Here is a 3,188-nt window from a genome sequence, read left to right as displayed (position 1 = left end):
TCATACCGTCGTAGCATCGCGATCCGATCGACCGAAGCGTCAGAACTAACGGACGCTTCGGTCGATCGTCGCCAGGAAACTCCGCCAACCCGTCTGCGGGCGGCAACGTCCTAGCGGATCAGATGCAACCGGTGTACTGTTGTCGGACAGCTCACTCGGAGCTGCCGAGAATTCCGTGCTCGGGGTTCGTGGTTGGAAGGAGGTGCGATGATCTACGCCAAGCCAGCAATGGCCTGCAGTTCTCTCACCGGAGATTTGCTATTCGTGTGCAGTGTGGACTGCAGTTAGGCAACCCCTTGTAATAAGGGAACGAACTAGACCCGGCTTTGCGGCCGGGTCTAGTTCGTTTGTAGCCACCAAATACGAACATCCACGACCACAGTCCGTGGTTTAAACTGCGAAGAGTAGGAATGATTTGTCGAATTGTTGAGGGGGGGTAAGAATGAAGTACACCGCACCAGCTGTTGTCAAGACGGCACTCGCAGGAGTGCTCGATGCTCACCGCGTCGATGGATCACTGTTAATCATCCTATCGGTGGACGAGTAGAGAATTCGCCCCTGTGCGAATCGATCGGAAAGGGACAGGTGTCACTCCTGCCCCTTTTCGGCGTTGAATACCTGCTACTTGAATGACAGGGAAAGCGTCGAGTATGCCGGGGCCAATATTCATCTCAGTGACGGTGCGCCCACGGGCGACCCCGCAACGTCTTCAGGGGTCGGAACTCGCAATCGGCGCTTTCCATGAGGTCGAACTCTGGCAGCGGACCCTGTGTACGCCCGATTCTCCCTTCCCGTCGCCGGAAAGAACCTCGAAACTCGGTCGAGGTCGTCGAGGCAGTTCATGCGGATTTGATCCAGATCAGGGGATCTCCAGCTTGAGACAGCGTCGCGGAACGGACCACGGCTGCGACACTACCGCACTCCTTGGGTGGTGAAGTTAGCGCTCGTAAACCAATGCAGCCCCAGTGAACCCATCGACTTGAGACGCTGTTTTGCCTGGAAAAGTCTCGACCATCAACGTCCTGTCATCGACCAGTTGGAACAGCACGACCCCAGCGACGGGTCCGACGCCGTTTCGAGCCTCGATGCCTTTTACCAGGCTCACTCGATCCCAGCGCTCACCATCTATGTAGTAGTCGTAGTCGACCAATTCATACACGACTACTCCCGAGTCCGTCGAAACTTCTCGAGGATCTGGAGCGTTGCCCCGTACGCCGTATTGGACGGAGACGCCGTCGAACGTTCCTATCGACACAACAATGTGGGACGGATCAAACAGATCGTAGGCAACGGTAAGGTGTCCAGCCCAGTACCGGTCACGGTCCACCCCGGCGTACCCGTTCGTACCACTCTGGAACCAGTTGCCGACGAGCCGCCCATCAATGTCGTAGGCGAACTCACCGCCGAAGGGCTCCACGCTGCGCAGGCTCTTAGCCTGAATCCACCGTTTCTTGGGTGTGGGGTCTTCGGGATGTCGGGTTGAAAGGCACGAAAGGTGCCTCCGTGTAAGGGATAATCGGGTTCAACAACGACACCGATTCCTTCACAAAGGAGGCACCTTTCTGATGCAGTCATCTTTGCACAATCCGGCGCGTTTCGAAGTCATTTTCGACGATGACCATGCTGTGGCGAACGCCGGTCTGGCCCTCGTCGCGATGTGCTCGACAGCGCTCGGTATTGAGGACGCAGCCAACGAATACGTTGATCTGGGTGACCGGCCGGGTGCGTCGCGGCCGGGCCGCAAGATCCTGACACTGCTCCACTCAATGGTTGTCGGGGGTGACTGTATTGACGATGTTGATGTGCTGCGATGCGGATCCACCGGCCAAGTGTTGGGGCATCGGGTGATGGCACCCTCAACCATTGGTACGTTCCTACGCTCGTTCACCTTCGGCCATGTCCGTCAACTCGACCGTCTCTTTGGGACGATCCTTCAAAGGGCGTGGACGGCTGGTGCCGGCCCAGGGAACGAGGCGATGACCATCGATCTCGATTCAACGATCTGTGAAGTACACGGCACCCAGAAACAGGGCGCTGCGTACGGTTACACCAAAGTACTCGGCTACCACCCGCTGATAGCTACCAGGGCAGATACCGGTGAGATTCTCCATATTCGGCAAAGGAAAGGCTCGGCAGGGTCAGGTCGAGGCGCGCAACGCTTCATTGAGGAACTCGTTGCCAGAATACGACGAGCCGGGGCGTCCGGCCCGTTGACGTTACGGGCCGACTCGGGGTTCTTCTCATGGAAAACCATTGCGACCCTCAAAGCTAAGAACGTCAAGTTCTCGATCACAGTGCCCAAGAACCCGGCAGTGGCAAGAGCCATTGAAGGAATCGGCGACGAGGGATGGATGCCGATCGGTTACACCCAAGACGGTGAAGCCCACATAGGCGAAGCGCTCTACAACAAGGAACGCCTCATTGTGCGCCGTACCCGCCTCACCGGCGACCAAGCCCAACTCTTCCCCGACTGGCGATATCACGTCTTCATCACCAACCGTACAGGCACCACCGTCTTCCTCGACGCCGACCATCGCCGCCACGCCGTTGTTGAGCTCGCGATTCGGGACTGGAAAGAAGGCTCCGCAGGAAACCACTGCCCCTCAGGGCAGTTCCCCGCGAACGCCGCGTGGGCAGTGCTTACAGCCCTGGCCCACAACCTGATCCGCTGGGTCACAACCCTCGGCTTGGGCACCGACGGACCCGTCGTCACCAAAACGATCCGCAGACGCCTCATCACCCTCCCAGGCCGTATCACCACACGGTCACGACGCAGAATCCTTCACCTCCCCACCAACTGGCCCTGGAAACAAGACTTCCTCACCGCCGCCACCGCACTCGGTGCCCTCCCCCGGCTCTGCTAACCACCCCGGGCGCTCCCGGACACGACCGACCGCTTCGACGGGAGCAGAGCTATGCCACAACACGATGCTGAACACCCAAAAGCGACACGTCGAACCGAGCCTGCCCGTCTCGACGCCCCGACACACCCCCACCGGTCTCAAACACAGACACAACCACCCGCCACCACACCACCCACACCCGAAACGGTGGATTCAGGCTAAGTCGCCGACCTACAAGGGCACGTCGTTTGGTTCCGGTGATTGGTACAGGTCGATCTCTCTGGGTGGGGCGGATACATCAGCGCCGTTCGCGGTGAGATCGACCCCTGCCTGACCGGACCGCAA

Annotated in this window: 2 protein-coding genes; one reads left to right on the top strand and one right to left on the bottom strand. The window is 59.0% G+C overall.

The window, feature by feature from the left end:
• Nucleotides 1-937 precede the first annotated feature (937 nt).
• On the bottom strand, nucleotides 938-1,417 hold the full coding sequence (locus tag IIC71_15110) for a hypothetical protein (protein ID MCH7670509.1): 480 nt from the start codon (nucleotides 1,415-1,417) through the stop codon (nucleotides 938-940).
• Nucleotides 1,418-1,565: 148 nt separating this feature from the next.
• Here IIC71_15110 and IIC71_15105 point away from each other — a divergent pair, with 148 nt between their 5' ends.
• Nucleotides 1,566-2,864 (top strand): IS1380 family transposase, encoded by a 1,299-nt coding sequence (locus IIC71_15105; protein ID MCH7670508.1) that lies wholly within the window; start codon nucleotides 1,566-1,568, stop codon nucleotides 2,862-2,864.
• Nucleotides 2,865-3,188 lie beyond the last annotated feature (324 nt).

Source organism: Acidobacteriota bacterium (assembly GCA_022562055.1).
Lineage (GTDB): Bacteria > Actinomycetota > Acidimicrobiia > Spongiisociales > UBA5794 > BMS3BBIN02.
This window is presented reverse-complemented; position numbering and strand designations above follow the sequence as displayed.

Bases quoted from the DNA above. Each gene is read 5' to 3' on its own strand.
- IIC71_15105 (MCH7670508.1), top strand. From the start codon at position 1,566: ATGCAGTCATCTTTGCACAATCCGGCGCGTTTCGAAGTCATTTTCGAC.